Origin of the sequence: Bradyrhizobium sp. PRIMUS42 (genome assembly GCF_023006515.1) — a bacterium.
Classification (GTDB): Bacteria; Pseudomonadota; Alphaproteobacteria; order Rhizobiales; family Xanthobacteraceae; genus Bradyrhizobium.
On the sequence record NZ_JALBGZ010000328.1, the window covers coordinates 1 to 6,874 of the forward strand.

General features: G+C 65.0%; 8 protein-coding genes. 1 reads left to right on the forward strand and 7 read right to left on the reverse strand.

Going from position 1 to position 6,874, the window contains the following annotated elements; genetic code table 11:
* Positions 1-92: 92 nt before the first annotated feature.
* From MOV75_RS22245 to MOV75_RS22260, 4 genes are read right to left on the reverse strand one after another with little or no spacing between them, the layout of a single operon-like run.
* Complete coding sequence (locus MOV75_RS22245) at positions 93-1,316, reverse strand: bifunctional alpha/beta hydrolase/OsmC family protein (RefSeq protein ID WP_246925686.1); 1,224 nt, start codon at positions 1,314-1,316, stop codon at positions 93-95.
* Between the two features lie 27 nt (positions 1,317-1,343).
* The gene (locus MOV75_RS22250) at positions 1,344-2,006 is read right to left on the reverse strand and encodes a sulfite oxidase-like oxidoreductase (protein ID WP_246925684.1); all 663 of its coding nucleotides are present in this window, start codon (positions 2,004-2,006) and stop codon (positions 1,344-1,346) included.
* A 36-nt stretch (positions 2,007-2,042) separates the two neighbouring features.
* Complete coding sequence (locus MOV75_RS22255) at positions 2,043-3,263, reverse strand: cytochrome P450 (protein ID WP_247006619.1); 1,221 nt, start codon at positions 3,261-3,263, stop codon at positions 2,043-2,045.
* Positions 3,264-3,323: 60 nt separating this feature from the next.
* A complete protein-coding gene (locus MOV75_RS22260) occupies positions 3,324-3,533 on the reverse strand; it encodes a ferredoxin (RefSeq protein ID WP_246925687.1) in 210 nt (69 codons plus the stop codon).
* A 154-nt stretch (positions 3,534-3,687) separates the two neighbouring features.
* Between MOV75_RS22260 and MOV75_RS22265 the strand changes: the two genes are divergently transcribed.
* Positions 3,688-4,335, forward strand: a complete 648-nt coding sequence (locus MOV75_RS22265) for a TetR/AcrR family transcriptional regulator (protein ID WP_246925682.1) — start codon at positions 3,688-3,690, stop codon at positions 4,333-4,335.
* On the opposite strand, the gene MOV75_RS22270 is transcribed toward MOV75_RS22265, so the two are convergent.
* The 3 genes from MOV75_RS22270 to MOV75_RS22280 all read right to left on the reverse strand — a co-directional run.
* Positions 4,332-4,982: an aspartate/glutamate racemase family protein gene (locus MOV75_RS22270; protein ID WP_246925679.1), complete on the reverse strand. Its 651-nt coding sequence runs from the start codon at positions 4,980-4,982 to the stop codon at positions 4,332-4,334. The genes MOV75_RS22265 and MOV75_RS22270 overlap by 4 nt on opposite strands.
* A 162-nt stretch (positions 4,983-5,144) precedes the next feature.
* Positions 5,145-6,158, reverse strand: a complete 1,014-nt coding sequence (locus MOV75_RS22275) for an amino acid ABC transporter substrate-binding protein (protein ID WP_246925677.1) — start codon at positions 6,156-6,158, stop codon at positions 5,145-5,147.
* A gap of 12 nt (positions 6,159-6,170) precedes the next feature.
* On the reverse strand, positions 6,171-6,874 hold a 704-nt coding region (locus MOV75_RS22280), incomplete at its 5' end, for an aminotransferase class III-fold pyridoxal phosphate-dependent enzyme (protein WP_247006621.1).

Sequence of the window (6,874 nt, forward strand, 5' to 3'; positions counted from 1 at the left end):
CGGCATTCTGCTCGGCACGACGGCAGGCCTGCGCGGCGCACTGCGGGTCCAGCCGCTGCACACCGCCGAAGCCCGCTCACGGGCCGCTTGAGCTAATCCACCGCCTTCGTCATGATGCGGATCTCCGACGTCAGCGTCCGGTGCACCGGGCACTTGTCGGCGATCTCCATCAGCTTTTTGCGCTGCTCGGCATCGAGCGCGCCGTCCATCGCGATGTCGCGTTCGATTTGGTCGAGCATGCCTTCGCGTGTGTCGCACTCCGCGCAGTCCTTGGCGTAGATCTTGGAGTGCTTCAGCGTGACGGTGACGCGGTCGAGCGGCAGCGATTTGCGGTCGGCATAGAGCCGCATGGTCATGGAGGTGCAGGCCCCTAAGCCGACAAGCAGGAAATCATAAGGCCCGGGGCCGGCGTCCTCGCCACCGGCAGCGACGGGCTCATCCGCTACGAGCCGGTGCGGGCCGACGGTGATGGTCTGGTTGAATTTGCTTTTCCGGGTCTCCTGCACCACCACCTGGCGCGGCGCGTCGGGCAGATCCATCGTCTTCGCGTGCTTTGCGGTGTCGACGTAGCGGCTGGCCCAGGCCGCGATCACATCGGCCGCATAAAGCGCATCGGCGGGCTTGGTGAGCAGATGATCGGCATGGTCGAGCGAGACGAAGCTCTTCGAGTGCTTGGCTGCCACGAAGATCCTGGTCGCATTGTCGATGCCGACGGTGTCATCGACCGGCGAGTGCATCACCAGTAGCGCCTTGTGCAGACCGGTGATGTCTTTCATCAGCTCGTGCTCGACGATGTCGTCGAGGAATTCGCGCTTGATCCGGAACGGGCGCCCCGCGAGCGAGACCTCGACCTCGCCCTGCTCGCGGATGTTCTCGACATGCTCCTTGAACAGGCCGGTCACGTGTGCCGGGTCGGACGGAGCTGCGATGGTCACGACCGCCCTGGCTTCCGGGATCTGTCCCGCTGCCGCGAGGATCGCGGCCCCGCCGAGGCTGTGGCCGATCAGGATCGACGGCGCCTTGCGGGCGCTGCGCAGATGATCGGCGGCGCGGACGAGATCGGCGACGTTGGATGAAAACGTCGCGTTGGCGAAATCGCCTTCGCTCGAGCCGAGCCCGGTGAAGTCGAATCGCAGAACCGCGATGCCCTTGGCTGCGAGCACGACCGCGATGCGCTTGGCCGCCAGCGTGTCCTTGCCGCAGGTGAAGCAGTGCGCAAACAGCGCGTAGGCCGCGGGCTCGCCGTCCGGCAACTCCAGCGCGGCCGCAAGCTGGTGGCCGCCTTCGCCGGTGAATTGAAAGCGTTCCGTCGGCATGGGCTCTCCCCCGTTCTTGCTTGAGGTCTAATCGTCTGAATAGCGCTGCTCGGCCCAGGGATCGCCGCGGTTATGATAGCCGCGGACTTCCCAAAAGCCTGGCGCGTCCTCGGTCAGGAATTCGATGGCCTGGAGCCATTTCGCGCTCTTCCAGAAATACAGATGCGGCACGACCAGTCGCACCGGGCCGCCGTGCTCTTCCGTCAGCGGCTGGCCGGACCAGCTATGGGCAAGCAGCGCATCCTCGGCGGCAAAATCTTCCAGCGCGAGGTTGGTGGTGTAGCCGTCATGGGAATGCAGCGTTACGAAGCGTGCATCCTCGCGGGGCTGGCAGACCGCGAGCAGCTCGCGCGTGGCGAGACCTTCCCACTCATTGTCGTAGCGCGACCAGGTGGTGACGCAATGGATGTCGGAGGTGAACCGGGCCTGCTTCTGCGCAGCGAACTCCGCAAAGGTCCAGAACACCGGCGTCTCGATCGCACCGTAAACGTCGAGCCGCCAGCGCTCGCGCGACACCGGTGGCACAACCCCGAGATCGAGCACAGGCCAGTCCTTGGTGAGGTGCTGGCCGGGCGGCAGTCGCTGATCTTCCGGACGCGTAATCTTGCCGGTGAGGAAGCGGCCCTCGCGCGCCCATTTTTCCTTGGTTCGCGTCAGTTTGCTGTCGGGCGGCTCGTTGTCGTCAGCCATGGCCGTCCAGCCTCTCCGTCCCCGTGTTGGAAAGACCTACATCGCCCTTCCCAGCAAAAATGGCAACTGGCGCGGGCCCCGCACCGTGCCCTGCGACCAGGTCACCGTGCCTGCCGGATCGAGGGCGAAATCTGGAATGCGCTTCAGCCATTCCTCCAGCGCAACCTGCATCTCCATGCGCGCCAGGTTGGAACCGACGCAGCGGTGAATGCCGAGCCCGAAGGCGGCGTGGCGATTTTCGCGGCGGTCGATCACGACTTTGTCAGCATCCGGAAACATCTTGGGATCGCGGTTTGCGGCTGGGAACGACAGTAACACCATGTTGCCCGCCTTGACCGGGCAGCCCGAGATCCTCGTCTCCTTCACCACCTCGCGGGCCATCGTCACCGGCGAATAGGCGCGCAGCAACTCCTCCACTGCGGTCGGAATCAGCGCGGGCTCGGCGAGCAGCCGCTCGCGGTCGGTCGGCGTCTTCGCAAGATGCCAGAGCGAGGAGCCGATCGCGCTCCAGGTGGTGTCGATGCCGGCGATCAGAAGCAGGCGCAGCGAGCCGAGGACGTGCGAGTCTTCGAGCGGGTTGCCCTCCTTGTCCCTGGCGTTCATCAGGTAGGAGATGAGATCGTCGGTCGGCTTGGCCTTGCGCTCCTCGATATGCGCGCTGAAATAGGCGCTCATCTCCTGCACAGCCTGGAGCAGCTTGCTCTCGTCCTTGATGCCGAGCTCGAGGATCATGTGGATCCAGTTGATGAAGAGATCGCTGTCGCTCTCGGGGATGCCGAGCATGTGTGCGATCGCTCGAACCGGGATGTATTTGCTGTAGCGCGCGGCGGCGTCGACCTTGCCGTCGGCGATGAACCCGTCGATCAGCTCGTTGCAGATCGCGCGCATCCGCGGTTCCAGCTTTTTCATTGCGTCCGGCGTGAACGGCGGCAGCAGGAGCTGCTTGGCCGGCTTGTGCACGGGCGGGTCCGAGGTGATCGGCGGAGCGGCGTTCCTCGCGACCTCTGGACGAACGTCGCGCACGATGATGCGGCGTGAGGAGAAATGCTCGGTGTCGTTGGCGATCTCGCGCACGGCTTCATAGGTCGTCGGCATGTAGCAGCCGAGGAAGCGCTCGGTGTGCACGACCGGGCTTGCCGCGCGCAGCTCGTCCCAGATCGGGAAGGGATCCTCCGTCCACTGCGGGTCGGTGTGGTCGAAATCGTTGATCCAGTCGGTGACCGGCGGATGAGCGACAGGCTGGCTGACGTCGGACATGTCGGAGGAATCCTCGGGATGGTGATCGAATCGCGTACGCGGGCACTCAGGCAGCCCGCGCTACTCCTCGATCACGTCGATTGCGATTTCCGGGCAATTGGATTTGGCAAGCCAAGCCTTGTCTTCAAGGTCCGGCGGGACAATGCCGTCACCGGCTTCGTGGGCGTTGCCGTATTCGTCCAGCTCGAAAAGCTCCGGCGCGAGTGCCTTACAGCGCGCATGGCCCTGGCATTTGTCAGGATCGACGTGAACCCTCAATCGCTCTGTCATGGCGGCTTCCTCGGTCGTATGCACGCGGCTCGAAGGCGGCGCGTTCCTCTTGTCAATATTGTCGGCGGCATTCGCCGCTTCTTCTAAGTTATATACTATTACATTCGCGATGGGCTTTCCCTGTCAAGCGCAAACTTATAGGCTTGCCTTCAACATGCGCTCCCAACTCGCTCGCAAGCCCGAGAACACCTACCACCATGGCGATCTCCGCGACGCCCTGATCAAGGCCGCGCTGCGTGAGGCGGAGCAGGGCGGCGCCGAGGCGATCAGCATCAAGGCACTGGCCAGGCAGCTCGGCGTCTCTCAGCCTGCGCCGTATCGGCACTTTGCCGATCGCGACGCGCTGCTTGCAGCGGTGACGGCGGAAGCGTTCCGGCAGCTCAGCGCGATCATGCGCGAGGCGATGGCTGGGACGTCGAAGCAATCAAAGCTGTCGCGGTTGGCGCAAGTGACACTTGATTTCGGCCTGCGCCGCAACGGCATCTACCGCCTGATGTTCGCGTCGCGCACCGTCTCATGCGCGGCCAAGGACAGCGAGCTGCACGAAGCCACGCGCGAGACGTTTTCGCTCGTGATCGAAGCCCTCGAAGCGCCTGCGGTCGGCTACTTGCGCGAACGGCAGGCGCTCAAGATCTGGGCGGCGTTGCACGGCGTGGTGATGCTGGCAGAGCAGGGCCTGTTCACCGGCGAGGCTGCCCATGCTTCGCGCGAGGAGCTGGTCGAGGATTTCGTCCGCGAAACGAAAGCCGCGCTCGCGGCTGCGATCAAGGGTGCTCGGCGGCGGAAGAAGGTCGGCTCCTAGGCCTTTGCTTTCAACAGCTTCATCAGCTTGTCGACCGCACTGTCAGGCGTGGTCACGACGGGACGGCCAGTGGCTTCCGCGACCAGCGGTGCCGTCGCTGCGATGCTGAACTGTGCCAGCGCGATGACGTCGCAATCGCGCAGCCCCTTGGACGCTTCCACGATCAGCCGGTCATGGGTGGCGCGGTCGCCGCGATCGAGCGCCGCCAGCGCGCCCTCGGCAAGCTTCGGCACCACCTGGACGGTGGTCGGAAACTCCGGCGGCATCGAGACCAGGGTCGGCGGGAAGGTCGAGAGCAGGCCGATGCGCCTGCCCATCGTCACGGCGCGCTCGATCATCGCTTCGTTTGGCTTCAGCACCGGCATCGGCGCATGCGCGCGCGCGACCGCCTCGATGCAAGGGCCGAAGGCCGAGCAGGTGAACAGGATTCCGTCACCTCCGGTCGCTGCTGCGTAATCGCCGAGCGCCAGGAAGCGCTCGGTCATCGCATCATTGAGTTTTCCGTCGCGCGCCAGATCCGCCGACAGGCTGTCGTCGAGCAGGTTCATCAGCCTCGCCTCTGGCCACGCCTTCGCAAACGCCGCTTCGATCGGCGCGATGGAGTGCTTGAGGGCGTGGATCAGGGCGATGCGCATGGACGTCGTCATGGAGCGTGACTATTTGGGTTTCGTGCCCCGGACGCAGCGCAATGCGAAGTATTGCGCTGCAGAGCCGGGGCCCATTGTTGCCGCTGGGTCCCGGCTCAGCAGCAGCGGACCGGACGATGCGTCGCATCGCCGGGAGCTGCAGCGCGTCCGGGACGCGAGATGTTACTTGAACGGCACCGCGTACATCAAGCCGCCCTTGCTCCAGAGGCCGTTGAGGCCGCGGTCGAGCTTGAGCGGGCTCGCCTTGCCGACGTTGCGCTCGTAGATCTCGCCGTAATTGCCGGTGGCCTTGATCGCGGTCACAAGCCATTTGTTGTCGAGCCCGAGGCGCGAGCCGAGATCGCCGGAGGCGCCTAACAGGCGCTGGATCGCCGGTGTCTGCGATTTCGCCATCTCGTCGACATTGCCTTGCGTGACGCCGAGCTCTTCGGCCTCGATCAGGCCGTAATGTAGCCAGGTGATGATGTCGCTCCAGACCTCGTCACCGTTGCGGGTGAAGGGGCCGAGCGGCTCCTTGCTGATGGTCTGCGGCAGCACGACGTAGTCGGCTGGGTTCGGCGCGGCGGTCGTCACGGCGCCGGCGAGCGCGGAGGCGTCCTGGGTCATCGCGTCGCAGCGGCCGCCGAAGAAGGTCTGATACATGGTGTCGACGCGGTCGAAAACCAGCGGCTTCCAGTCGATACCGTTGGCGCGGCCGTAATCGCCGAGCGTGACTTCGTGCGTGGTGCCCTGAGCCACGCAGACGGTGGCGCCTTTGAGGTCCTTGATCTCTTTTACGCCCAGATCCTTCTTCACGACGAAGCCCTGACCGTCGTAGAAGTTGATCGGGCCTTGCCGCAAGCCCAGCGTCACACCGCGCAAGTATGTCTGCGTCGAGTTGCGGTAGAGCACGTCGATCTCGCCCGATTGCAGGGCGGTGAAGCGGTTCTGCGCGGTCAGCGAGACGTAGCGCACCTTGCTGGCATCACCCAGTACGCCGGCGGCGAGCGCACGGCAATAGTCGACGTCGAGACCCCGGTAGTTGCCTTGCGAGTCCGGCGCCGAGAATCCGGCAAAGCCGGCACTGACGCCGCACACCAGCGTGCCACGGCTCTTCACCGTGTCGAGCGTTGCCGCCGACGCGACAACCGTCGATGCCGCGAGCATGCTCGCTGCGATAACCACTTTCCTCATCATGCTACTCTCCCCTCAGTGATTGACACTACGCAACACGTTGTCGACGGCCGTGCCGAGCTTGTCGACGATCAAGTCGATCTCGTCCGCAGAGGCGATATAGGGCGGCGCCAGCAGCACATGGTCGCCGCGCACGCCGTCCACGGTGCCGCCGCCCGGATAGCAGCCGAGCCCATTGGCGAAGGCCTCCGCCTTGATCTTCTGATTGAGCCTGAGCGCGGGATCGAACGAGGTGCGGCTGGCGCGATCGGCGACCAGCTCGATCGCCCAGAATAGGCCGCGGCCCCTGATATCGCCGACATGGCGATGATTGCCGAAGCGCTCGGTCAGGCGTTGTTCGAGCTGCTTGCCGCGCTCCCTCACGCGGTCGAGCAAGCGATCCTCGCGGATCACCTCCTGCACCGCCAAAGCGGCCGCGCAGGCGAGGGGATGCGCGAGATAAGTGTGACCGTGCTGAAAGGCGCCCGAGCCGGCGCGGATGGTGTCGATGATCTTGCCGCTCGCGAGCATCGCGCCGATCGGCTGGTAGCCGCCGCCGAGCCCCTTTGCGATGGCCTGGATATCAGGCGCGATGCCTTCCTGCTCCCAGGCGTGCGTGGTGCCCGTGCGGCCCATGCCACACATGACCTCGTCGAGGATGAGCAGCGCACCGTAGCGGTCGCAGATCTCGCGCACGGCCCTGAAGTAGCCGTCCGGTGCCGTCACGGCGCCGGCGGTGG